Here is a 22,379-nt window from a genome sequence, read left to right as displayed (position 1 = left end):
GCACCGTCGATGGCCGCATCGCCGAGCTGCGGGCCGACGACCTCGCGTCGCGGCTGCCGGCGCAGGCCTGGAAGAAAATCTCAGCCGGCGCCGGCGCTAAAGGACCGCGGATCTACTATTGGGCCCGCGCAGCGATCCGGCCGTTGGAGGACACCGGCGGCTACTGGCTGCTGGTCCGACGCAATCTGAGCGACCCCGCCGACCTGGCCTACTACTTGTGTCATGGCCCAGAATCCACCCCGCTGCGCGAGTTGGTCCGGGTCGCGGGTGCCCGCTGGGCGATCGAGGAAACCTTCCAGACCGCCAAAGGCGAAGTCGGCCTGGACCACTACCAAGTCCGCCGCTACGACAGCTGGTACCGACACATCACCTTGGCCATGCTGGCCCACGCTTTTCTGACCGTCACCAGTACCGGGACAAAAAAGGGGGCCACCCAACCATCGAAGAACTGATCCCCCTGACCGTGCCAGAGGTCAGACACCTACTCGCGCAACTCATCTGGCATCAACACCCTGATACGTCCACCGTCCTGAGCTGGTCACACTGGCGACGCCGCCACCAAGCCCGCGCCCGCCGATGCCACTACGCAGCCAGAGGCGCCTCCCCATAAGTGCGGCTGTAGTACTAGGCGCGTACCGGCTGCGCGCCGACGCGTCCCTCCATCTGGCGGAACATGTCGACGTAATAGGGCAGGCATTCGGTCATGGCCTGCTGCGTGGTGAACAGCGGCCGGTACCCGAGATCGCGCCCGGCCTTGGCGATCGAGAAATAGTTGTTCAGGTAGAGCCGCTCCACGGCATTGGGTTCGATCAGCGGTTCGGGAATGCCGAACTTGAAATGCAGCCGCTGCCACACCGTCATCGCCCGGTGCACCAGCCGGCCCGACACCCGGAGGTTGGGGAGTTTGCGGCCACACGCCGCGATCACCGGCCGGGCGAATTCGAACATGTTGACCGGCTCACCGTCGTTGATGAAGTAGGCCTGGCCGGGCGCGGTGCCGCCGGGCACCAGGTGTTCGGCGGCCAGGACGAAACCGTGAATCAGGTTGTGCACGTAGGAGTTGTCGAGCTTGATGTCCTTGTTGCCGACGAGCACCTTGACGTGGCCGGCCAGCACATTCTCGAACACCTTGCGGAACATGGTCTTGTCGCCGGGGCCCCAGATGCCGCTGGGTCGGATCGAACAGGTCAGCAGTCCGCCGACACCGTTCTGGGCCAGCACGAACTTCTCGGCCACCACCTTGGTCTCGGTGTAGAGATCGTTGAACCGGTCGGTGTAGGGCAGGGTCTCGTCGCCGTCGACGATGTGCTGCCCGCCCATCACCACACTGTTGGACGCGGTGTAGACGAAACGTCGGACCCCCGCGGCCTGCGCCGCCTGCACGAGGTTTTCGGTGCCGTCGACGTTGACCGCGAAACTGCGTCGCCGGTATTCGTCGGTGACCGATGCGCCGCCCATCAGGTCGATGATCGCCGCGGTGTGGAACACCGTGTCGATGTCCGCGACGGCGGTCGCGACGTCGTCGCGATCGCAGATGTCGCCGGTGCGGACCTCGAGGCCGGCGTGGTCGGGCAGGGTCGACGGGGCCCGGTCGAACGACCGCACCCGGTGTCCGCGGTTGAGCAGTTCGGTCACCAGGTTGGCGCCGACGAAGCCGGATCCGCCGGTGACCAGGACGCGGCCCAGGTTGGCGCGAGCGGTGGAGGAGTCACCCATGGCGGGCAGCATAACTGAAACGTGTTCCAGTTTCGAACGCATGCGCGGCCGGCGAACCGCAGATCACTCTTCTTCGGGCTCTCGCGCGGCCAGTGCCTGCTCGACCCGCTGCCGTGCGCCGGCTAAGTGTTCTTCACAACGTTTTGCCAGCGCTTCCCCGCGTTCCCACAGGTTCAGCGAAGCATCCAGGTCGAGGCCGCCCTGCTCCAGCTGCTGCACGACGGCGATCAGCTCGTCGCGCGCTTCCTCGTACCCCAGCTCATTAATGGGCTTCATGCCGACTCCTCGCAATCATTCCTCGCCGCCATCGCTCACCGCCGTGACCACCCCGTCGGACACCCGCACCCGCAGCCGGGTACCGCTCGGTGCGTCGGCCACCGAACGCAGCACGGCGGGCGCACCGGACGTCGGCACGGTCTGCACCACGGCGTATCCGCGGGCGAGCGTCGCCGCCGGGCCCAGTGCGCTCAGCCGGGCCGACAGGTGCCCGACCGTATCGCTCTCGGCCGCGATCAACCGGGTGATATCGCGTTGCGCGGTCGCCCTGGCCCGCTGGATCTCGTCGCTGCGGGCGGTCAGCGTGGCCAGCGGCTGCGCCAGTACCGGGCGGCTGCGTAGCTGGTCGATCAGGTGCTGCTCGCGGTGCACCCAGTTGCGCAGGGCGCGGGCGCTGCGATGGTGCAGCTCGGCGATCAGTGCCTGCTCGGCCGCGGCGTCGGGCACGATCCGTTTGGCCGCGTCGGTCGGGGTGGCGGCGCGCACATCGGCGACCAGGTCACAGACCGGGGTGTCGGGTTCGTGGCCGATCGCGCTGACCACCGGGGTGCGGCAGGCCGAGATGGCGCGGCACAGGGTCTCATCGGAGAACGGCAGCAGATCCTCGACGCTGCCGCCACCGCGGGCCAGCACGATGACGTCGACGTCGGGGTCGGCGTCCAAAGCCGCCAGCGCATCGATGATCTGCGGTACCGCGTTGGGTCCCTGCACGATGGTGTTGCGGATCGCGAACCGCACCGCGGGCCAGCGGGCGGCGGCAACGGTCGTGACATCGCGTTCGGCGGCCGAGGCGCGGCCGGTGATCAGCCCGACCGTGTTGGGCAGGAACGGGATCGGGCGTTTGAGCCGCCGGTCGAACAGCCCCTCGACCTCGAGCAGCCGGCGTAGCCGTTCGATCCGGGCCAGCAGCTCACCGATGCCGACGGCACGAATCTCGCTGACCCGCAACGAGAACGTTCCGCGGCCGGTGTAGAAGTTCGGCTTACCGCAGATGATCACCTGGGTGCCCTCGGTGAGCCGGACCGGAGCGTTGCGCACCAGATCGCGAGGGCAGGTGAGGGTCAGCGACATATCGGCGGCCGGATCGCGCAGCACCATGAACACGGTCCTGGCGTCCGGGCGCATCTTCAGCTCGGTCAGCTGGCCCTCGACCCACACCGTCCCGAGCCGGTCGATCCACTTGGCCACCCGGGTCGCGACGGCGCGGACCGGCCAGGGGTTCTCCGGCGACTGACCCGGTTCGGTCACTTGGCCGTCGCGCGGGTGATCCTGTTGGCGAGCAGCGTCACGAACGGCGCCCTGGCCCGGCCGCCCTCCTCGAAGGCCAGCAGGGCCTCGAGGTCGTCGATGCGCAGGGAACCCAGGCGGGCCCGCAGCTGGGCCAGGGTGAGCGATTCGTAATCGAGCTCGGCGGCGATCGCCGGTGCCCCGGTCGCCGGGCCGGACCCGGCGGCCTTGCCGTTGCCGGTTTCGGGTTCGCCGGTGCTGTAGAGAGCGAACCGGCCCTCGTTGCGGCGCTCGCCGTCGGTGCCAGCTTCCCCGGCGCCCTCGCCGGGGTCATCACCGGGCTCGTCGCCGGGGTCGAGATCCTCGTCGAAGGTCGCCCACTCCGGCTGCTCGTCCTTGGGCGGGAACAGCTGTTCGAGCGTTTCGTCACCCTTGACGACGAGTTCGGCGAGGTTTTGCTGAACGTGCATGACGACGTTGGCGGCCTGGCTGGCCATCGTCATCGGGTACGTCAGGATGGTTTGGGGCAGCTTGCGGGTCTCTTCGATCGCGGTCGCGGCGGCGCCAACGATCAGCCGGACCCCGTATGGCGCAGTTCCCATGGCCAACACACTACGGCTGGCTGTCGTGTGCCGTCGGCCCGTACCCTGGTGGCATGCCGACGACCATCAACATGGGTATCCCGGGTGCGGCCAGCTCGGTTGCCTCCGGTAGCTGGTCAACCGGCACCAACAAGCGTGTTCTGCTGGCCGAACCCCGTGGGTACTGCGCCGGTGTGGACCGCGCGGTGGAGACCGTGGAACGGGCCCTGGAGAAGCACGGCGCCCCGGTCTACGTGCGCCACGAGATCGTGCACAACGTGCATGTCGTCGAGACGCTGGCAAAGGCGGGCGCGATCTTCGTCGACGAGACCGACGAGGTGCCGGAGGGTTCGATCGTGGTGTTCTCCGCGCACGGGGTGGCGCCGACCGTGCACCAGACCGCCGCCGAGCGTGACCTCAAGGTCATCGACGCCACCTGCCCGCTGGTGACCAAGGTGCACAACGAGGCGAAACGCTTCGCCCGCGACGATTTCGACATCCTGCTGATCGGGCACGAGGGCCACGAAGAGGTGATCGGCACCGCCGGGGAGGCGCCCGACCACGTGCAGTTGGTGGACGGTCCCCAGGCGGTCGACGACGTGACGATCCGCGACGAGAACAAGGTGATCTGGCTGTCGCAGACCACGCTGAGCGTCGACGAGACGATGGAGACGGTGCGGCGGCTGCGGGAGAAGTTCCCGACGCTGCAGGATCCGCCCAGCGACGACATCTGCTATGCCACCCAGAACCGCCAGGTCGCGGTCAAGGCGATGGCGCCGGAATGTGAACTCGTGATCGTCGTCGGCTCGCGGAATTCGTCGAACTCGGTACGGCTCGTCGAGGTGGCGCTTGGTGCAGGCTCCGACGCCGCACATCTGGTCGACTACGCCGAGGATATCGACCCGGCCTGGCTCGACGGGGTGACCACGATCGGCGTCACCTCGGGGGCCTCGGTTCCCGAGGTTCTGGTCCGCGGGGTGCTGGAGCGGCTCGCCGAATACGGCTACGACACCGTGCAACCCGTGACGACGGCCAACGAGACGCTGGTGTTCGCGTTGCCCCGCGAGATCCGTCCGCCCCGCGGCTGAGCCAGGGCAGTCAGTCGTCGTAATCCCGCGAGTGGCGTCCCCGTGCGGACCCTCGCGGTGCGGTGCCCCTTGGCGGCCTTGGCCGGGTGCGATATTCGGTGCGCCGGTCCTCGTCCTCTGAACCGCGGTAGCGCACCCGCGACACCGGGTGGTGCGTCGAGCGGCCCTGGCGGCCGTTGGGCGGTTCGAAATCCTCGAACGGATCCTCGAAGGGCTGATAGTCGTCGAACCGGCGGCCACGCTGGGGCCGGTCGTATCCACCGCGGCGCTCGGGCGGCGGCTGCCTGCGCGGTTCGCGGGGCTGGGTGCGCACCCGGCGGCGAGGTTCGGCAGGCGGCACCAACGGCGGCTCGGACGCCCGGGGGGCCCTGGGCCGGCGCGGCCGTTCCGGAATCGGGTCGGCCTGCTCCTGTTCGGCGGCCGGCCTGCGGGGCCGCGGGCGGGTCTCGCCGGTGCGCTTCGACGGCTTGCGCGGGGAACGCGCGGGCCGTCCCTCGCCAGGGGCACCCGCCGCCGCACCGCCCGCCGCCGCACCGCCCGCCGCGGCCTCGGCCGCGCGGGATGCCGGAGCCGGCCTGCGCCGGGGCCGGTCGGACGGGCGCCGCCGCGGTCGCGGCTCGCCGGCCGGATCCTGCGCCGCGGATGGGCGTTTGGCGGGTTTGCGGTACAGCAGTCCCGACATTTTCGCTGTGAGAGAGGACACAAATTTGGCCGGGGCCTGCGATCGTGTCCCTTTTCCGGTCGCCGAGTCCTCGTCGTGGTGGCGCGCCGTCAGCCCCAGATACCAGCGGGCCAGACCGATCAGCAGCACCGCGGCCGAGGTGAACAACATCAGCGGGAACCGTTCAATCAACGGATACCCGCAGTTAATCGCCAGGTCCTTCAGGCCACCCAACTCGCCGCCGTGAAACAGGAAGTAGGCGCCGGGGACCGTGACGAACAAGATCAGTGGGGGCTGGATAACCGCCGTGAACACGCCCGATTGCCGGACTCCGAGGACCGCGAGCAGGCAACCGATCACATAGCAGGTGGCGAAGGCCGCACTGAGTTCCCGATCACCCGAACCGGCGTCGAAGGCAAACCCGATGGCGGTAGCCGTGACGGCCAACAGCGCAGCGCCCCACCACGGAAAACCGACGAATCGGGGGTGTACAGAGCGGAGGTCAGCCGGCACTGCCGACTCTGCGCGCTGTCCTGACACAGCTAGACCGTACCGGCTCTCGGCGGTGGTGTGCCGCCGGTGCGCGCTGGCGTGCCTGCCCCGCTCTGGCAGACTGTGTTCCCTGTGAGCCTGAACCTGGGAATCGTCGGTTTGCCGAACGTCGGAAAGTCGACGTTGTTCAACGCCCTGACCCGAAACAACGTGTTGGCGGCCAACTACCCCTTCGCGACCATCGAGCCGAACGAGGGCGTGGTGCCGCTGCCCGATCCCCGGCTCGGCGAGCTCGCCAAGATCTTCGGCTCGGAGAAGATCGTGCCGGCCCCGGTGACGTTCGTCGACATCGCCGGAATCGTCAAAGGCGCGTCCGAGGGTGCAGGCCTGGGGAACAAGTTCCTGGCCAATATCCGCGAATGCGATGCGATTTGCCAGGTGGTCCGGGTGTTCACCGACGACGACGTGGTGCATGTGGACGGCCGGGTGGATGCGAAGTCCGATGTCGAGGTCATCGAGACCGAGTTGATCCTGGCCGATATGCAGACGCTGGAGAAGGCGCTGCCCCGGCTGGAGAAGGAAGCCCGCACTCACAAGGACCGCAGGCCCGCCCATGAGGCCGCGGTGGCCGCGCAGGACGTGCTCAACACCGGCAGGACGCTGTTCTCCACCGGCGGTGACCACACCCTGCTGCGTGAGCTGAACCTGCTGACGATCAAGCCGTTCCTGTACGTGTTCAACGCCGACGAGCCGGTGCTGACCGATGAGGCGCGCAAGGCCGAGCTGCGTGAGCTGGTGGCCCCGGCCGACGCGGTGTTCCTCGACGCCAAGATCGAGGCCGAGCTGCTCGAGCTCGACGACGAGTCCGCCGCTGAACTGCTGGAGTCGATCGGCCAGACCGAACGCGGGCTGGACGCGCTGGCCCGGGCCGGGTTCCACACGCTGCGGTTGCAGACTTACCTGACGGCGGGCCCAAAAGAGGCCCGCGCGTGGACCATTCACCAGGGCGATACCGCGCCCAAGGCCGCCGGGGTGATCCACACCGACTTCGAGAAGGGCTTCATCAAGGCCGAGGTGGTCGCCTATGACGATCTGGTGGCCGCCGGGTCGATGGCCGCCGCGAAGGCCGCGGGCAAGGTCCGGATGGAGGGCAAGGACTACGTCATGGCCGACGGTGACGTGGTGGAATTCCGGTTCCAAGCAACGTCTGGGAATCAAGCCAAGAAATAGCGGTACCCACCATCGGGTCGTGACACGATTCGACCGTGGAAGTTGCCGCGTTGGTCATCTCGGGTCTTTCACTGCTAGTCGCCGGACTCGGCACCTACCAGGCGAACAAGCGCGCCAGCGAGGCTCTTGTCGCGTCACGCAATGCCGCGGTGGACGCTCGGTGGTTCGCCGTCCAGGAAGCCGTACAGCGGCTAATTGGTTTCGACCCCACGGCGGAGCCAGTTGGTGAGCGACTGCAGAATCTCAGGATCACGATGATTGCACTTGTCGATCAGCTGGAAGGCTGGGACGGAATCGAATCTTGGTTGGACGCCGAGCGCACGCTGGGCGCAACGATAAGCCGACAAGTGATGGAGGTCTCTAAGCACAGTGATGCAGTGGAGCAGCGAGTGAAGAATCTCGAACTGCTGATGAATTGGGCGCACGCTCTAAGCAGCAACCTCCGACTCTTCCGCTCGACCGGTCACAACGCCGCGGTTCTTGCTGAACTCCAGGCGAACGCGGAAGCGCTTGTCCGTTCTATCCACGAACGCCACGGTTGGGAGTTGCCGCCTTCGGCTAACCCCCAAGTGCGGCCCCTCAATTAGCCATCGCGCAACATGGATTTAGTGCGTCCCGGAGCCCGGGTGGGGTTCCGCCTTCGGATCAACGTCTACAAGCAAGGGGTAGGGCGCGTGATCAAGCGTGAGCGGTGACCAAGAGAACGGGGCGAAACCCGGCACTGACGCAACCCGGGGGATGGACTCACAATGGGCCGTTGAGCAGTGCAAAGAGTGGCTTCGATTGCACGAGCGGGTTCCGATCCCGGAAGCCGAGCGCGAACGGAATGGGCCAAAAGGGCGGCTTAGGGGCTCCTTGGAGGAGCGAACAAGGATCTCGCATCGTGTCCACCGGGTAGCTGAGGCAGTCTGGACGAAGTGGAACGACCGCTGGGGCTTGAATGCCTCCGAGGTGCGGAGGTTGATCTTCGAACTGGAAGAGGGGATTGAGGTCCGTGAGCGTCTGGGGCTGTCGCCGGCCGGACCAGCTCTGGTAGCCGACGCCCTTCACCCTTGGGTTTGGCAAGCTGCCCGACCGCATTGGGAGGGCGGCAACTACGACGCTGCCGTCTGGGCTGCAGCGATCAATGTCAATAACCAACTGAAGGCGAAGGCTCAACGTCCCGACCTGGGCGAAACAAATTTGGTCGAGGCCGCGTTTGGTATCAATCTGCCCGAGGCGGGAAAGGTGCGTCTACGCCTGTGTGACGACACGAATCCAGCCTTGTTCAAGGATCGGCACGTGGGTGCCATATCGCTAGGGAAAGGGCTCTTCTCTGGTGTCCGAAACCCACTCAATCATGTTGGAGCCGAGGACCTGAGCGAACAAGAGGCACTGGAGACTCTGGCCGCGTGGAGCCTTTTTGCGCGATGGGTCGCGCGTGCAGAAGTCGTGACTATCGACGTGACGAGTTGATACGCAAAGCCGTGGAGTTCCGGTTCGCCGTGTAGTCGGACTCCTGACGCTGAGCTTTTCTAACATCGCGCTAGAATTCTGTACATGTCTACGTTGCCAATCGCGGATGTGCGGGCCAACCTCTCCAAGTTGGTGGACGAGGCGGTGCGCACTCATCAGCGGGTGGAGGTCACCAAGAACGGGCGTCGCGCCGCCGTGCTGATTAGTGCCGACGATTACGACTCCCTCATGGAGACGCTCGAAATTCTGGGCGATCGAGAAGCGATGGAGGCCATCCGCGAGGCGGACGCCGATATTGCCGCTGGTCGGGTCTATTCGCTGGACGAGGTGGAGGCCGAGCTCCGCGCGAAGGGCGTCATCACTTCATGACCTACCGGGTCGAACTGACTCGACGCGCTCGGCGAAGCCTGTCCGAGGAGCTTCCCGAGGTGGTCGCAGCGGCTTGTTGGGAGTTCATTCGCGGTCCGCTTGCAGAGAACCCTCATCGGGTCGGCAAGCGGCTGCGTGAGGAGTTGGCAGACCGTTGGTCGGCGCGGTGCGGCGATTTTCGGGTTGTCTACGAGATTCATGAGGACGTTGTCGTTGTCCGGGTAATCGACGTACGTCACCGGCGAGACGTTTATCGGTGATGTAAGCGCTCATCGACTCTGCGGCCAGGGCGGTGTGCTCTCGCACTTTTGCGCTCTGACCGCAGACTCGGCGATTGGGGGCGGCGTGCTAGTCGACTGCTTAGCAGTGCCTGGTGACGCGATCCGGTGGAGTTCCGGTTCAATGTCTGAGCAACAGGGGAAGTGATGGAATCGGGGAGGCACATGGCTGACAGCCCGCTGCTTGGGGTCTACCGCGACTACTTGGCGTGTTTGAACGCACGACGGTGGGACGAACTCGGACGATTCGTCGCCGATGAGGTGATCTACAACGGCGGACAGTTGGGCCTCAGCGGCTACAGGTCGATGCTGGAGGCCGACACCCACGCGATACCAGACCTCCAGTTCGTCCCTGAGATCCTGCTCGCCGGCGATCGGGTGGTGTCGTGCCGGCTCTTCTTCGAGTGCACTCCGCAGCGGACGTTCCTGGGTTTCGCGCCCACCGGAAGCCGTGTCTCTTTCCCAGAGCATGTCTTCTACAGGTTCGAGAATCGGCGGATTGTCGAAGTTTGGTCGGTGATCGACAAAGAGACGATCCGCCAGCAGCTGTCGCAAGCTGTCTAGGTCCACGGCGACGGGGTCCAACGTTCGATGAACCCCGAATGTGAACAAAATGCCGAGATTTCCCCGAAACATCGGCATCTTCTTCACATTCGAGCCTCGCGACACTAGTTGATGATCTCGGCGCGGTCATCGGCATGGAGTGCGGCCAGCCGGTCCCGCCACATCTGGAGAGCCTCGGGGGTCAGGCGGGTCCAATCGGTGACCTCGCCGACGATTCGCAGCGGGTCCCTGCTGCGGTAGGACCGGGTGGGATTGCCGGGGAACTTCTTGTCGGTGACGTTGGGGTCGTTCTCGAACTCGCCGGTCGGTTCCACGGCGTAGACCCGTGGGGCCCGGTCGCCAGGCGCGAGTTCGGCGGCGAGTCCCGCGCCGTCGCGCAACGCGGTGAAGTAGATGTGGTTCATCACGATGTCGGGCCGGTAGTTGGAACGGTTTCCGGCGGTGAGGTGATCTCCCACCCGCAGGTCGGCCTTTGTGCCATGAAAGAACGGCCCGTCGTCCACCTCGACAGATTACAAACTGCCGCGGGGACGAGCGGATTCATGGTGGCCAGGGCCCGGCCGCGCGTCGGAGGAAGCGTGAGGGCGGAGCGTCGAAGGCCCGGGTGAACGCGGCGGTGAATGCCGCGGGCGAGGCGTAGCCGAGGCGGGCGGAGACGTCGGTGACGGTCGAGGCGGGCAGCAGCCGCAGGCTCGCGAGCAGCCGGGCGCGTGCCCGCCAGGCGGCCGGGCTGCGGCCGGTCTGGGCCCGGAAGTGGCGGTCGAATGACCGCGGGCTCCGGTTCGCCGCTCGCGCCCAAGTCTCGTTCGTCACCGCGAGGTCGGGGAATGCGAGGTAGGCGCGGCACAGGGACCGGAACGGCTCGTCATGGGGCAGCGTGATGGACAGCGACATCGGGGTGAGGCGGCGCAGCTCGTGCAGGATCAGCCCGATGACCGAACCGTCGCGGCCCGTGGCGTCGTAGTCCGGCGCAAAGGCGTTCGCGGTGCGGAGGAGTTCACGCAGTAGCGCGCCGACGTCGGCGACGATGCAGCGGGTCGGCCACCACGGCACCGCGTCGGGCTCGATGTACAGGCTCCAGGTCGAGACCCCCAGCATCCGGACCGCGTGCACGACGCCCGGTGGGATGAGGACTGCGCGATCGGTGGGGACCGTCCACGACCCGTCGTCGGTCTCGACCTCCATCACCCCGCTCGCGCCGTACAGCAGCTGCGCCCGACGGTGCGTGTGACGGTGCAACAGGTGGTTGGGCGGGTAGTCCGTACCGATCGGGAGCACGTCGACGGGCAGGTGATCGACGTCGTCGAGGCCGATGTTGTGCACGACAGCACCCTAGATGGCGAGAACACGAAGGAATAGAGCTGAACTTCGACTGTTCGCCGAGGGGATTTCGGGTCGGATGGAGGCGTGTCGGTGCTCGTGCTTCTTCTCGTGGGTCTGGCCGTCGGGGTGACGACGGTCCTGTTCGGCTTCGGTGGCGGATTCGTCACGGTCCCGGTCATCCTCCTGGTCGACGCGGCCCGCGGACCTGACGCGCTGCGCATCGCCATCGCGACGTCGGCGCTGGTCATGCTGGTGAACGCGATCGTGGCGACGTGGGCGACGCGGTGGAGCGTGCTCGTTCACCTCCGCGGCAGACAACGGCTTTTCCTGCTGCTCGCCCTGGGCGGCGCGGCAGGCGCGGGCGGAGCGCTGCTCGTACCGGACGTCCTGCCCCGGTGGGGTTTCGTGGCCTACATCGGTATCACCGTCATCGACCTGCTGCTTCGCCCGGGTTTTCTCCCCGGGCGAGGTGGTTCGCGGCGTCCGGACGAGGGGGATGCACGTCCGCTCCCGGATGGCTGGGGCATCCCGATCGGTGGGGTCGCCTCGTTCCTCGGGGTCGGAGGGAGCGTGATGACGGTGCCGATGATGCGTCGGTCCGGGCTGGACATGGGTGTGGCGACCTCGCTCGCGAACCCCCTGACCGTCGCGATCACAGTTCCGGCGCTGCTCGTGGCCGCGGTATTCGGCGGTGGCGTCGCCCCGGTTCCCGGTCTGGTGGGGACCGTCGACGCGGTCTCGGCGCTCAGCCTGCTGGCCGGCGCGATTCCGGTGATCGTCCTGCTTCGGCGACGGCCGCCGCGGGTCCCGGATGCCGTCCACGCCTGGACCTACCTCGGGCTGCTCGTCGTGGCCGCGGCGACCGTGGCGGTCACGGGCTGAGGACCGCCCGCGAACCGACACGACGGACTTGTCGGGGTGCGTCCGTAGCATCCGGGGCCCAGCCCGCCGGCCGACCATGCCGGCGGCACCCTCCGAGGAGACGTTCTGATGAAATTCGTGTCGACGCGCATCATCACCGCCGATGTGCAACGGCTGGTCGCGTTCTATGAGATGGTCACGGCCGCATCCGCGGTCTGGGGTAACGAGCTGTTCGCCGAGATCCCCACCGCGGTCGGCACATTGGCCATCGGCAGCGACAAAACCGTCCCGCTGTTCGGGCAGGGGTCCGCCGAACCGGGGGCCAACCGCAGCGCCATCCTGGAGTTCATCGTCGACGACGTGGACGCCGAGTACGAGCGGCTGCGCGAGCGGGTCTCAGAGGTGGTCACCGAGCCGACGACGATGCCGTGGGGAAACCGCGCGCTGCTGTTCCGGGACCCCGACGGGAACCTGGTCAACCTGTTCACTCCGGTCACCGATGCGGCGCGGGCCAAGTTCGGGGTGTGACCCCCGGGAGCCACGTCTCGCCCGGCGGGATCGCCCGATCCTCGACCACCTCGAGCGTGACGACGGTGTCGAGGTGGTTGTAGGTCATGTCCTGCACCATGAAGGTCTCGACGATCTGCCCGCGCACGACCCGGTTGACCGGCAGGCTCGGATCGGGCGTCCGGGTGTAGAGCTTGGCCTGCCCGGGCATCCGGCTTGCCGGTCCCACCGCGTGGTACTCCGTCATGAACCAGGCACCGGCCGTTTCGTTGAAGAGCAACGGTGACTGCGCCGCGTTGCCCGGGCCGCGCTTGAACAGGAACCTGGCGGCGCCGTCCCGGTGCGACGATTCGCCCACGAAGAACACGCTGACGACGTCGCCCGCGCGGGCGTGGACGGCTGCGGCTACCGACAACGTCAGGACCATGCCCGCATCCTGTCGACGGCCGGTTAAGGAACGGCGAATGTGCGGTGAGAACCGGGTAACGGGCGACGGCGGCGCGCGGGACAATGCGGGTATGCGAGTCAATCGGATCACGGCCAACCTGCAGGTGCCCGACGTCGACGCGGCCAAGAGCTTCTACGCCGGTTACCTGGGGTTGAGTACCGAGGAATTCAATATGGGGTGGGTGGCGCGCTACACCTCACCCGAGACCGGGGTCAACGTCCAGCTGCTCACCCAGGATGCGACCGGCCCCGAGCCGCCGGTGGTTTCGGTTCACACCGACGACGTGGACGGCGCCTACCAGGAAGCGCAGCGGCTCGGCTACGAGATCCTGCATCCGCTGACCACCGAGGAATGGGGCGTCACCCGATTCTTCGTCCGGGCGCCGGACGGCAACGTGCTCAACGTCGTCGGGCACCGGGACTGAAGCCGTCAGCTGGCATACCTGGTCCGGCAACCCATCTCGCACAGGATCAGCCGCAGGCGCTTCAGCGCGTAGTGCAGCCGCGATTTGACGGTGCCCTCGGCGAGGTCGAGATCCTGCGCGATCTGCCCCGTGGTCCAACCCAGGTAGAACGATCGGCTCAGCACCTCGCGGTGCATCTCGGACAGCTGAGCCATCGCTTCGCTGATCAGCATTCGGTCCAGTGCGGCGTTCACCTCGTCAGCGCCCATGGGATCCGGCACCTCCGATGTGTCCGGCGAACAGATCTCATAACGCACCCGTGCCGACCTGCTGCCGTCGATCACGATGTTGCGGGCGACGGTGAACAACCAGGACCGCACCGGCAGCTCCCCGCCGTTACCCTGCAGGTGACGCCAGGCCCGTAACAGGGTTTCCTGCACCACGTCCTCGGCCCTGGTCTGGTTTCTGGTGAGCCGAAATGCATAGCGGCGCAGTGGTTCGACGTGATTCTCGTAGAGCTCGAGCATCTGGTCGACGGGCTCTTCGATGGTCAGCATCCGACACCTCCGCAACCGGTTGACTTGGTAACCCAAGCCTTGCCGGTGCGGGCTGCGAATTCGTCACTGCTGGCCGCAATCGTCGCTACCTGCCAGCCGGTATAGGGCGACGTCAGCCTGCGATTACCGCAATCTCCTCGCCGAGCAGGCGGCCGGCCGCCAACGGTAGCTGATCGCCGCTCCAGAATGAACCGGGGTCGAACCAGTTGTAGTTCTTCTCGGTTGTCAGCAGGCCCATTTCCTCGTAGGTGATCGCGACGGTCTCGGCGCAGTATGCGGTCTCCAGCCCGGCTTGGCGTTTGCTGGATTTTCTACGCTCGGCGGAATGGCGAACTTTGTCGTGCAGGAAAGGAATTCCGCGAGTGAAGTCGCTCACAACCGGCAACCGGCCCCGCAACCAGCGGCCGGTGAGCCGCACGGTGGTGGGGAAGGCGGTGCCGTCCATCCGGGCGATCACCTTGAGCAGTGCGTCCTCCTGCTCCCGGGATGCGTACGGGGTGAGCTGGCGCAGCCAGCAGCGCTGCCCGTAGCTGTGCGTCCAGCGTTCGACGGCCTGGCGGGCATCGTTGAGTTGCACGCCGCGGTGATTGGTCCCGGTCCACATGTCGAGCAGCTTGTCGCCGAGTTCGGCATGCCAGATCAGCGGTGGCAGATCGTCGATCGCGACGGTCATGCCGACGTGGTTGACCGGGCTGTTCGTCAGGGTCTGGATCGCCCGGTCCGGCCCGGACCCGCCGCGGAACAGCCAGATGTCACCGGTCCGGGTCTCCTCCAGCGCCCTGGTGAGGGAAACCGAGTTCGCTTTCACACCGGCAGCTTAGGCACACTTTCCGCATGCGCAGCATCTGGAAGTGGGTGGGGTTGGCCGGTGTTGCCGGCGTGGTGGCCGGTGGCGTGATGGTGGCGCGCGATCAGCGCAGGCGCAACGCGTACACACCGCAGGACATCCGGGAGCGGCTGCATCAGCGGCTCGCCGAGGCCGACGGGGCCGGGCCGATGGCGTAGAGGCGGTAGCTGCCGCTGAATCCCTTGAGCTCGGCGTCGCGGCCCTCGTCGAAGGCGATGTCGTCCCGGCTGGACAGGGCGGCCCGGACCGGTTCGCTGACCAGGATCTGGGCCCCGTCGGCCTGGGCCGCCACCCGGGCCGCCATCGCCACGTTGCGGCCGAACAGGTCGTCGCCGCGCAACACCGATCGTCCGGTGTGGATGCCGATCCGGACCCGGATGCCGTCGGATTGGCGGCCCAGGGCCCGCTGGAGGTCGATGCCGCAGCGCACCGCCTGCGACGGCTGGGCGAACGCGATCATGTAGCCGTCGCCCTGGCTCTTGACGATGTGCCCGGAATGGGACTTGACGTATCGGTTCACCAGCCGGTCGTGGCGGCCGAGGAGCCTGACCCGGGTCCGGTCGCCCATCCGCTCGTTGAGCGCGGTCGATCCCTCGATATCGGAGAACATGATCGACACCTTGCCGTTGGGGGCGAGGCCGGCCAGATCGGGACGCTCCACCTCGGCCCAGTCGGCGAGGTCCTCGATCGAGGACCGCACCGCCGGGGTCACCGCGACCACTCCGAGGGCGATGGCGGCGATCAGCGCTGCACTCACCGGACCAGTGTGTCACCAGCCCTCGGTCAGCACCCGGTCCAGAGCGTCGACGTAGAAGTCGGCGGCCCGCACATCGATGCACAGCGGCGGCTTGGTTTTCAGGATGTTCTGGTGGTCGCCGGTCGGCTGGATGATGACGCCGAGCTCAAGCATGCGATCGCAGATGAGCGCGGTCTCCTCGGTCGCCGGCGCCAAAGTCACAGGGTCACGCACCATTTCGACACCGAGATAGAGTCCGGCACCGTGTACGGTTCCGATGATCGGGTGCGTGTCGGCGAGGGCCAGCAGCCGCGACCTCAGATGGGTGCCGACGTGAGAGGCGTTGCGTTGCAGGCCTTCATCCGCAAGGACGTCGAGCACCGTCATCCCGATCGCGCAGGACAGCGGGCTGCCCCCGGTCGACGAGAAGAAGTATCCCTCGCGGCGGAACGCCTCGGCGACGGCCCGAGTGGTGACCACCGCACCCAACGGGTAGCCGTTGCCGGTCGACTTCGCCATCGACACGATATCGGGCACCACATCCTGCTGCTGAAATCCCCAGAACCATTCGCCCAGGCGGCCATAGCCGACCTGGACCTCGTCGGCGACGGCGTAGCCGCCCGCGGCCCGCACCGCGGCGTAGATCCGCGCCAGGTATCCGTCCGGCAGGGCCATACCGCCGGCGTTGCCGTAGACGGTTTCGCAGATGAACGCCGCGGGCGCCCGGCCTTCGGCGATCAACCCGTCGATCTGGGCCACCGCCTCGGTGGTGTAGCGGTCGGCGTCGTCGCCGCGGTACTTGCCGCGGAAGCTGTTCGGTGATTCCACCGTGTGCACCCAATCCGGACGGGTGGTGAGCGCATTGGGATTGTCGGCCGTCGAGGTGGACACGGCGTCGGTGCCGTAGGTCCAGCCGTGGTAGGCCTCGCGCATCGCGACCACGTCGGGGCGGCCCGCCGCGGCGATCGCGAGGCGCAGCGCCAGATCGCTGGCCTCCGAACCGGAGTTCACCAGGAACACGGTGTCGAGCGGATCGGGAAGCAGCGCGGCCAGCCGTTCACTGAACTCGACCACCGCCGCGTAGTTGAACCGCGAGTTCGTGTTCAGCTTGCGCAGCTGCCGGCCGGCCGCCTCGGCCACCCGAGGATGGGCATGCCCCAGCACGGTTACGTTGTTGACCATGTCGAGGTAGCAGCGCCCACTCGTCGACACCAGGAAATGTCGCCAACCCCGTTCGATCCGAGGCGGTTTGCGATAGTAGAACTCCTGAACCGGCGCGAACGCCCGGTCCCGCCGGGCGATCAGATCGGCGTCGGCGTCGGCGGGCTCGGGCGCCAGCGCGGCCAATCCGAGCAGTGGCCGCGGATCCCTGCTCAACGCGAGCCAGCCCGCGGCCAAGGCTGGCGTGGTCAGCGGTGGTGCCGCCGGCGCCCCGAGCGGGCGCACCGCGAGCTCGACCCGGTGTCCCGGCTCGATGCCGGCCAGCCGGTCACCCGCGGCGACGGTGCCCGACACCGGATCCGGGCCGACCCCGGTCAAGGTCAGTTCGTACTCCAGGCCGCGCAGCGTCAGCGGGTCCGCGCCGGGTTCGACGACGGCACCGTCGAACGGTGCCGTCAGGGTGACGGCTTCGGCGGCCCATACGCTGATGCCGGTCGGTACCACCGCGGGCTCGTCCTGACTCAACGCCGGCGCCCGGGTCGGTCGGGGCTGCCCGTAGCGGGTCACCACCACACGCGCCCCTGAACACAGTGCGGCCCTGGCGATTTCGTCCTCGGCATCGGCTCGGGTCCAGCCGCCCGGCAGGAACGCCGCGTCCAGGGCATCCGAGGTGGCGGCCAGGTCCAGCGTCGCCACCGCATCGTCGGTCAACCCGGCGATCATCGGTACGGCGGCCGGGATCGCCGCCGGTGCGGACCCCAGGCCGAGTTCGGCCTTGATCAGCTCGGTCATCACCTCGACCGGAACCGAGGTGGCCTGCTCGAACATCCGCCACTCGCCGTCGGACTGTTCGGTGACGTAGTCGTTGTCCGGATCGAGCGCCGCCTGCTGGGCGCTACTGACGATGAGCACCGCGGTGCGCAGAACAAGCAACGGCCACAACGCTTCTGCCTCCACCGCCGCGAGCGGCCGGATGGCATGGAAGGCCCGGATACCGGGCAGCACCGACGTGGGGCCTGCACCGGGATGGTGCAGAACCGAGGACATGGTGATGGCCAGTTCCCCGACGGCCCAGCTGTCGGTGAGATCGCCGAAGTCGATGATCCCGTCGGGGTGTGCGACCCCGCCCGGCCCGCGCGACACGATGACGTTGGCGTCGGTCAGATCCAGATGGACGGCCTGGCGCGGCAATGCCGCCGCCAGCGGTGCGATCCGGGCCCACGCATCGCGGGCCGCGTCCACCAGCCGGTCCCGGTGCGCGGCGTCGGCGACGTGGGCGGCCAGGGTGTCGACCACCTCGGCGCCATAGCGCGGGTCCCACTGCAGGATCCGGTCCAGGCCGGGATGGCTGAACCCGGCCAGCGCCGCACTGACCCGCCCGGCCAGGGCGCCCAGCTCGGCCACGGTCGACGGACGCAGATAACCGGCGTCGAGCAGCGCGCCACCGGGGAGGTGACGGAGCAGCTTGATGTGGGCGGTGCCGTCGAGTAGACCGGTCACCGCCGTCAGTGTGTGGCCGTCGCGGTTGGGCAGTGGCACGGCGATACGCAAGCCCGGCTCGGCGGCCGCGATCCGCTCAGCCGCCAGATCCTGTGCGGTCAGCTCGGTTTCGTTGAAGGCCGGGTTGGCGATCTTGAGCACACCGAGGATCTCGGCGCCGCGGCTGACCAGAAAGTTCTGGTCCTGCTGGCTGCCCAGCGGGACCACCCGCGCCGCGATGCCGAAGTGGGTGTCGAGGAGGGCGGCGGCCTGCGCCTCGGACACCCGCGGCGCGGGCAGGCCCGGTTCGGCGAGGAAGTCGAAGCCGACCGTGCGGCGGCGGGTGTTCACCTGCCGACGAAGTCGGCGACGACCTCGGAGAAGGCGTCGTTGTCGTCGCCCGCGGCGGTGTGCCCGGCATCGGCGAGTTCGACGAACTCGGCGGCCGGGACCTTCTCCAGGAAGTCCGCGACGCCCGCCGAGCTGACCACATCGGAGAGTTTGCCCCGGATGAGCAGGATCGGGATGGTGAGGTTGATCGCCGCCTGCTCGAGCTTGTCGACCCGGATGAACGGATCGTCCTCGGGTTTGGTCAGGAACGCCGGGTCCCAATGCCAGTACCAGCGGCCGTCGCGCAGCCGAAGGTTCTTCTTCAGCCCTTCCGGGCTGCGCGGTTTGGCGCGGTGCGGCAGGTAGGCGGCGACGGCCTCGGCGGCGTCGTCGAGCGAGTCGAATCCGTGCACGTGGTCGAACATGAAGTCGCGGATACGGGCACTTCCGGATTTCTCGAACCGCGGCACCACGTCAACCAGCACCAGCTTGGTGACGAGCTCCGGTCCGGCCTCGTGCGCGGCGAGGATGCCGGTCAGCCCACCCATGCTGGCGCCGATCAGCACGACGGGACGTCCAACCTGGTAGAGCACCTGCAGGACGTCGGCGCACAGGGTCTCCACCGAATAGTTGGCGCTGGGGGAGCGGTCGCTGTCACCGTGTCCCCGGGCGTCGAGCGCGATCACGTGCAGCCCTCGATCGGCCAGGATCTGGCCGGTGTTCTTCCACGAGTACCTGTTCTGCCCGCCGCCGTGCAGCAACAACACGGTCGGCCGGTCCTCGGCCGCCTCGGCGCCCCGGTTCCACTCGTCGCCGACCAGGTTGAGATCGTCGACGCCCCGAAAGGTCACGGTGTGCGATTGGGTCTGTGCAGCGCTCACGGACATCCCTTCAGCAGGTCCCCGGACTGCACGTTACCCAGGCGGAATCGCCGGCCGTCCGCGACCCGCTGCGGAGCTCGCCGACGCCGACGGCGGGGACCGCCGATGACGGTGTGACCGCTGCCACGTACGTTGGATCGCACGCGGGTTTACAGCACACACGCGATCCGTAGTGTCCCCCGAGGAGTACAGGTATGGCAGACGACAGCCCCGAGGCCGACTCGACCGGAGTTGAGCCGCCGGAGCCGGGCGCCGAGGACGCCGCGCCCACGGCGCCGCCGTCGCGCCTGCGACTCGGAGCGTGGGTGGGTGCGGCCGTGGTCGTGGTGCTCGCCGGTGTCACCGGATGGCTCGGATATCAGGCCTATGAGGCGCACCGCGCCGACCAGAAGCGGGACATGTTCCTGCAGACCGGCCGGCAGGTGGCGCTCAATCTCACGAGCGTGAGCTGGGAGACCGTGGACGCCGATGTGCAGCGGCTGCTGGACTCGGCCAGCGGAAAGTTCTACGACGACTTCCAGAAGCGGTCGCAGTCCTATGCCGACGTCGTCAGACAGGTGCAGTCGAAGTCGGAGGGCACCGTCACCGGGGCCGCGCTCGAGTCGGTGTCGGATTCCGAAGCGAAGGTGCTGGTATCGATCACCGTCAGATCGCAGAACGCCGGGGTACCCCAACAGGCGCCCCAGTACTGGCGGATGATGCTGACGGTGCAGGAAAACGGCGGTCAGGCAAAGGTTTCCGAAGTGGAGTTCGCCGAGTGAGTGGTAGGCACAGTTTCCGGGCGGTGGAGCAGGCCGGACAGGACCGTTCCGAGGACGGCGTCGACGACACCGCCGCCGAAGAGGTGGACGCCGACGAAGAGACCACCGACGAGGTCGCCGACGAGACCGTTGAGACCGACGAGGCCCCAGAGACCGATGAGGCCGATGAGCCGGCCAAACCCGCGGACCAGCCCGCCCGGCGCATCGACTGGCCGCGGGTCGTGGTGTTCGCGGTGCTGCCCGCGCTGGCCCTGCTGCTGGCGGCCGGATCGGCCTTCCTGAAGTGGCAGGTCACCTCGGGTGGCGAAAGCCAGACCACCCGAACGGAATCGGTCGAAGCGGCCAAGGACATCACCACCCAGATGCTGTCCTATGAACCCGATTCGGTGGAACAGCATCTCAACGCGGTGCGTGACCGGATGACCGGCGACTTCCTCGACACCTATACCGATCTGATCAACACCGCGGTCATTCCCGGCGCGACGGCCCAGCAGGTCACCGCGGCGGCCGAGGTGCTCGCCGCGGGCTCGGTGGATGCCGGGCCCGACCGGGCCGAGGTGATGCTCTTCCTCAATCAGACCGTCGTGATCGCCAGCCAGCCCCCGCAGCGGACCGCGTCCACGGTGCAGGCCACCATGGTTCGCGACGGTGACCGCTGGCTGATGTCGGAGTTCGCGCCGGTGAAGCCGTGACCGAACCGCGCTGGATCGATGTCCGCACTCCCGCCGCTGCGCTGCGCGCGCTGGTGTGGGGACCCGACGACGGTCCGATCGCCCTGTGCCTGCACGGTTTTCCCGACACCGCCTACGGATGGCGCGAGGTGGCCCCGGCGCTGGCCGAGGCCGGCTGGAAGGTGGTGGCGCCATTCCTGCGCGGCTACGCGCCGTCCTCCCTCCCGACCGACGGCAGCTACCACATCGGTGCCCTGATGGACGACGCGCTGCGCCTGCTGGAGGCCGCCGGGGCGACCGGCCGCGACGTGCTCATCGGCCATGACTGGGGGGCCATCGCCGCGGCGGGCCTGAGCGCCATGCCGGAGAACCCGTTCGACCGCAGCGTCATCATGTCGGTACCGCCCGCGGCATCGTTCCGGCCGCTGGGCCGGGTCTCCGATGCCGGCCGCCTGGCCGCCAAGCTGCCGCGCCAGCTGTTGCGCAGCTGGTACATCATGTACTTCCAATTGCCGTGGCTGCCGGAACGATCCGCATCCTGGGTGGTGCCCCGGCTGTGGCGGCAGTGGTCGCCCCGGCTCGACGCCACCGAGGATGTCCGGCATGTGGACGCCGCGATCGGGGCCCCGGAGCGGTGGCGGGCGGCGATCGGCTACTACCGGACGATGGCGCGCTGGACCAAGCCACCGGCCGCCTACGCCGACCTGCATGAGCATTGGCTGTCGCCGCCCGCGATCCCGGCCCTCTACCTGCACGGCAATGAGGATGGCTGTGCAACAGCGGATTACGCGCACTGGGTTCGAGACATCCTGCCGGAGGGCAGCTCGGTGGGAATCGTGGAGCGCGCGGGGCATTTCATGCAGCTCGACCGGCCCGACGCGGTCGCAGCGCGGATCCTCGAATTCATCGGAACCCCGGGCCGAGGGTGACGGCGCGCCGACTGGCCGCGATCGACGCCCAGACCTGGTGGATGTCGGCCAAGCTGCCGAGCGACCAGTTCCTGCTCTACGGGTTCGCCGACTCACCAACGGATCTCGGTGCGGCGATCGAGCAGGTGCGGTGCCGGGCCGTGGCGTGTCCGGAGTTGTCGATGCGGATCCGGGACGACTGCCCGCTGAGCTATCCGGCCTGGGTGCCGCGTCCGGTCGAGGCGGATCAGTTCGTGGTCCACGACCTCGACCAGCCGGCCTGGAACGACACCCTCGACGCGATCACCGCATTGGCGGACAACCAGCTCGACGCCACGACGGCGGGTTGGCGGCTGCACGTATTCCCCAGGGTGCGTGGGGTTCCCGGTAGTGAAGGCGCCGGCTCGGTGGTGGTGCTCCAGGTCGCGCACGCCCTGGCCGACGGCATCAGGTCCTCGGCGCTGGCGGCCTGGCTGTTCGGCCGCGCCGAGCCGGTACCCGACGTCGCGGTCCGACGTCTCGTCGGCGCCACGTTGCCGTGGCGGGCCGTGCGGGCCGCCCGTACTCAT

Annotated in this window: 29 protein-coding genes; 16 read left to right on the top strand and 13 right to left on the bottom strand. The window is 67.8% G+C overall.

What is annotated here, in order from left to right:
* Positions 1–452: IS701 family transposase (locus ACWDTP_RS25640; RefSeq protein ID WP_450025010.1), on the top strand; the 452-nt coding region annotated here is incomplete at its 5' end.
* Between the two features lie 172 nt (positions 453–624).
* Here ACWDTP_RS25640 and ACWDTP_RS25635 read toward each other — a convergent pair.
* Genes ACWDTP_RS25635 through ACWDTP_RS25620 form a run of 4 tightly spaced genes read right to left on the bottom strand, consistent with a single transcriptional unit; the run spans position 625 to position 3,821 of the window.
* The gene (locus ACWDTP_RS25635) at positions 625–1,728 is read right to left on the bottom strand and encodes a 3-beta-hydroxysteroid dehydrogenase (protein ID WP_450025008.1); all 1,104 of its coding nucleotides are present in this window, start codon (positions 1,726–1,728) and stop codon (positions 625–627) included.
* A gap of 51 nt (positions 1,729–1,779) precedes the next feature.
* Complete coding sequence (locus ACWDTP_RS25630) at positions 1,780–1,992, bottom strand: exodeoxyribonuclease VII small subunit (RefSeq protein ID WP_450025006.1); 213 nt, start codon at positions 1,990–1,992, stop codon at positions 1,780–1,782.
* A 15-nt stretch (positions 1,993–2,007) separates the two neighbouring features.
* Positions 2,008–3,240 (bottom strand): exodeoxyribonuclease VII large subunit, encoded by a 1,233-nt coding sequence (gene xseA / locus ACWDTP_RS25625; protein ID WP_450025004.1) that lies wholly within the window; start codon positions 3,238–3,240, stop codon positions 2,008–2,010.
* Complete coding sequence (locus ACWDTP_RS25620; protein ID WP_450025002.1) at positions 3,237–3,821, bottom strand: lipid droplet-associated protein; 585 nt, start codon at positions 3,819–3,821, stop codon at positions 3,237–3,239. The genes xseA and ACWDTP_RS25620 overlap by 4 nt, the downstream gene beginning before the upstream one ends.
* A 53-nt stretch (positions 3,822–3,874) precedes the next feature.
* Between ACWDTP_RS25620 and ACWDTP_RS25615 the strand changes: the two genes are divergently transcribed.
* On the top strand, positions 3,875–4,888 hold the full coding sequence (locus ACWDTP_RS25615; RefSeq protein ID WP_450025000.1) for a 4-hydroxy-3-methylbut-2-enyl diphosphate reductase: 1,014 nt from the start codon (positions 3,875–3,877) through the stop codon (positions 4,886–4,888).
* 10 nt (positions 4,889–4,898) lie between these two features.
* Here ACWDTP_RS25615 and ACWDTP_RS25610 read toward each other — a convergent pair whose 3' ends face one another.
* Positions 4,899–6,062, bottom strand: coding sequence for a DUF6542 domain-containing protein (locus tag ACWDTP_RS25610; protein ID WP_450024998.1), 1,164 nt, complete (start codon positions 6,060–6,062; stop codon positions 4,899–4,901).
* Between the two features lie 111 nt (positions 6,063–6,173).
* On the opposite strand from ACWDTP_RS25610, the gene ychF reads away from it, so the two are divergent.
* From ychF to ACWDTP_RS25580, 6 genes are all read left to right on the top strand, one after another.
* Positions 6,174–7,271: a redox-regulated ATPase YchF gene (gene ychF / locus ACWDTP_RS25605; protein ID WP_450024996.1), complete on the top strand. Its 1,098-nt coding sequence runs from the start codon at positions 6,174–6,176 to the stop codon at positions 7,269–7,271.
* A 35-nt stretch (positions 7,272–7,306) separates the two neighbouring features.
* The gene (locus ACWDTP_RS25600) at positions 7,307–7,858 is read left to right on the top strand and encodes a hypothetical protein (RefSeq protein WP_450024994.1); all 552 of its coding nucleotides are present in this window, start codon (positions 7,307–7,309) and stop codon (positions 7,856–7,858) included.
* A gap of 373 nt (positions 7,859–8,231) precedes the next feature.
* Positions 8,232–8,726, top strand: coding sequence for a TIGR02391 family protein (locus ACWDTP_RS25595; protein WP_450024992.1), 495 nt, complete (start codon positions 8,232–8,234; stop codon positions 8,724–8,726).
* An 84-nt stretch (positions 8,727–8,810) separates the two neighbouring features.
* Positions 8,811–9,095: a type II toxin-antitoxin system Phd/YefM family antitoxin gene (locus ACWDTP_RS25590; RefSeq protein WP_450024990.1), complete on the top strand. Its 285-nt coding sequence runs from the start codon at positions 8,811–8,813 to the stop codon at positions 9,093–9,095.
* A complete protein-coding gene (locus ACWDTP_RS25585; protein ID WP_450024988.1) occupies positions 9,092–9,355 on the top strand; it encodes a type II toxin-antitoxin system RelE family toxin in 264 nt (87 codons plus the stop codon). The genes ACWDTP_RS25590 and ACWDTP_RS25585 overlap by 4 nt, the downstream gene beginning before the upstream one ends.
* Positions 9,356–9,538: 183 nt before the next feature.
* Positions 9,539–9,937, top strand: a complete 399-nt coding sequence (locus ACWDTP_RS25580; RefSeq protein WP_450024986.1) for an ester cyclase — start codon at positions 9,539–9,541, stop codon at positions 9,935–9,937.
* Positions 9,938–10,041: 104 nt separating this feature from the next.
* On the opposite strand, the gene arr is transcribed toward ACWDTP_RS25580, so the two are convergent.
* Positions 10,042–10,440, bottom strand: coding sequence for an NAD(+)--rifampin ADP-ribosyltransferase (arr, locus tag ACWDTP_RS25575; protein WP_450024984.1), 399 nt, complete (start codon positions 10,438–10,440; stop codon positions 10,042–10,044).
* 37 nt (positions 10,441–10,477) lie between these two features.
* Positions 10,478–11,260, bottom strand: a complete 783-nt coding sequence (locus ACWDTP_RS25570) for a helix-turn-helix domain-containing protein (RefSeq protein WP_450024982.1) — start codon at positions 11,258–11,260, stop codon at positions 10,478–10,480.
* 90 nt (positions 11,261–11,350) lie between these two features.
* Between ACWDTP_RS25570 and ACWDTP_RS25565 the strand changes: the two genes are divergently transcribed.
* Together ACWDTP_RS25565 and ACWDTP_RS25560 are read left to right on the top strand one after the other, a co-directional pair.
* Positions 11,351–12,142, top strand: coding sequence for a TSUP family transporter (locus tag ACWDTP_RS25565; RefSeq protein ID WP_450024980.1), 792 nt, complete (start codon positions 11,351–11,353; stop codon positions 12,140–12,142).
* Between the two features lie 108 nt (positions 12,143–12,250).
* Positions 12,251–12,649: a VOC family protein gene (locus ACWDTP_RS25560; protein ID WP_450024978.1), complete on the top strand. Its 399-nt coding sequence runs from the start codon at positions 12,251–12,253 to the stop codon at positions 12,647–12,649.
* On the opposite strand, the gene ACWDTP_RS25555 is transcribed toward ACWDTP_RS25560, so the two are convergent.
* Positions 12,615–13,055: a hypothetical protein gene (locus ACWDTP_RS25555; protein WP_450024976.1), complete on the bottom strand. Its 441-nt coding sequence runs from the start codon at positions 13,053–13,055 to the stop codon at positions 12,615–12,617. The genes ACWDTP_RS25560 and ACWDTP_RS25555 overlap by 35 nt on opposite strands.
* Before the next feature lie 91 nt (positions 13,056–13,146).
* Between ACWDTP_RS25555 and ACWDTP_RS25550 the strand changes: the two genes are divergently transcribed.
* Positions 13,147–13,500, top strand: a complete 354-nt coding sequence (locus ACWDTP_RS25550) for a VOC family protein (RefSeq protein ID WP_450024974.1) — start codon at positions 13,147–13,149, stop codon at positions 13,498–13,500.
* 5 nt (positions 13,501–13,505) lie between these two features.
* On the opposite strand, the gene ACWDTP_RS25545 is transcribed toward ACWDTP_RS25550, so the two are convergent.
* Positions 13,506–14,036 carry a sigma-70 family RNA polymerase sigma factor gene (locus ACWDTP_RS25545; protein ID WP_450024972.1) on the bottom strand — a complete coding sequence of 177 codons (531 nt, stop codon included), beginning with the start codon at positions 14,034–14,036 and terminating at the stop codon, positions 13,506–13,508.
* Positions 14,037–14,148: 112 nt separating this feature from the next.
* Complete coding sequence (locus ACWDTP_RS25540) at positions 14,149–14,844, bottom strand: guanylate cyclase (RefSeq protein ID WP_450024970.1); 696 nt, start codon at positions 14,842–14,844, stop codon at positions 14,149–14,151.
* Positions 14,845–14,870: 26 nt separating this feature from the next.
* Here ACWDTP_RS25540 and ACWDTP_RS25535 point away from each other — a divergent pair, with 26 nt between their 5' ends.
* A complete protein-coding gene (locus ACWDTP_RS25535) occupies positions 14,871–15,041 on the top strand; it encodes a hypothetical protein (RefSeq protein WP_450024968.1) in 171 nt (56 codons plus the stop codon).
* Here the strand turns inward: ACWDTP_RS25535 and ACWDTP_RS25530 are convergent.
* From ACWDTP_RS25530 to ACWDTP_RS25520, 3 genes are read right to left on the bottom strand one after another with little or no spacing between them, the layout of a single operon-like run.
* The gene (locus ACWDTP_RS25530; RefSeq protein ID WP_450024966.1) at positions 14,999–15,640 is read right to left on the bottom strand and encodes an adenylate/guanylate cyclase domain-containing protein; all 642 of its coding nucleotides are present in this window, start codon (positions 15,638–15,640) and stop codon (positions 14,999–15,001) included. The two genes, ACWDTP_RS25535 and ACWDTP_RS25530, sit on opposite strands and share 43 nt — an antisense overlap.
* 12 nt (positions 15,641–15,652) lie before the next feature.
* On the bottom strand, positions 15,653–18,610 hold the full coding sequence (locus ACWDTP_RS25525) for an aminotransferase (RefSeq protein WP_450024964.1): 2,958 nt from the start codon (positions 18,608–18,610) through the stop codon (positions 15,653–15,655).
* Positions 18,607–19,476 carry an alpha/beta fold hydrolase gene (locus tag ACWDTP_RS25520; protein ID WP_450024963.1) on the bottom strand — a complete coding sequence of 290 codons (870 nt, stop codon included), beginning with the start codon at positions 19,474–19,476 and terminating at the stop codon, positions 18,607–18,609. Before ACWDTP_RS25520 ends, ACWDTP_RS25525 begins: the two co-directional genes overlap by 4 nt.
* 188 nt (positions 19,477–19,664) lie before the next feature.
* Between ACWDTP_RS25520 and ACWDTP_RS25515 the strand changes: the two genes are divergently transcribed.
* From ACWDTP_RS25515 to ACWDTP_RS25500, 4 genes are all read left to right on the top strand, one after another.
* Entirely contained in the window at positions 19,665–20,231 is a 567-nt protein-coding gene (locus tag ACWDTP_RS25515) for an Mce protein (RefSeq protein ID WP_450024961.1), read from the top strand.
* Positions 20,228–20,923, top strand: coding sequence for a hypothetical protein (locus ACWDTP_RS25510; protein ID WP_450024959.1), 696 nt, complete (start codon positions 20,228–20,230; stop codon positions 20,921–20,923). The genes ACWDTP_RS25515 and ACWDTP_RS25510 overlap by 4 nt, the downstream gene beginning before the upstream one ends.
* Positions 20,920–21,831 (top strand): alpha/beta fold hydrolase, encoded by a 912-nt coding sequence (locus ACWDTP_RS25505; RefSeq protein ID WP_450024957.1) that lies wholly within the window; start codon positions 20,920–20,922, stop codon positions 21,829–21,831. Before ACWDTP_RS25510 ends, ACWDTP_RS25505 begins: the two co-directional genes overlap by 4 nt.
* A partial coding sequence (locus tag ACWDTP_RS25500; protein ID WP_450024955.1) for a wax ester/triacylglycerol synthase domain-containing protein occupies positions 21,828–22,379 on the top strand: 552 nt, incomplete at its 3' end. The genes ACWDTP_RS25505 and ACWDTP_RS25500, both read left to right, overlap by 4 nt.

This window comes from Mycobacterium sp. NPDC003449 (assembly GCF_053588415.1).
Note: the sequence above shows the minus strand (reverse complement) of the source record. Positions and strands in the feature narration are given on the sequence as shown.